The sequence below is a fragment of the Pseudomonas brassicacearum genome, from assembly GCF_003732265.1.
Lineage (GTDB): Bacteria > Pseudomonadota > Gammaproteobacteria > Pseudomonadales > Pseudomonadaceae > Aquipseudomonas > Aquipseudomonas brassicacearum_D.
Map to the genome: position 1 here is coordinate 1 of NZ_MOBK01000107.1, position 276 is coordinate 276.

The window sequence follows — 276 nt, forward strand, 5'->3', positions numbered from 1 at the left end:
ACGGCGGAGTGTTTGCCATTTAGTGGCAGAACATCCTCGCCTTCGTGGGCATGCAGCCCCTGCGCGTCGGGTCTGGAGTCCTGCGATAACTGCACATCGGGCCACTCATAAGGTTTGAGGTCGGGGTTCCATAGCCGGGGTTCGCCGTTTGGCAGCGTGACCGGTTTCATGCCTTCGCTCAGCGGCGACAGTTTCAGGCGTACCCGCGCGCCGATCTGCGCGCCGGCGGCAAATGCTGCGAGCTGAAGAACATCCGTGGCCACGCCGACGATGTGT

Annotated in this window: 1 protein-coding gene; it reads right to left on the reverse strand. The window is 62.7% G+C overall.

All coding sequences use genetic code 11. From position 1 onward, the window contains the following. The coding region (locus BK660_RS30275; RefSeq protein ID WP_148057489.1) for a DUF6543 domain-containing protein at positions 1-276 on the reverse strand (276 nt) is incomplete at both ends.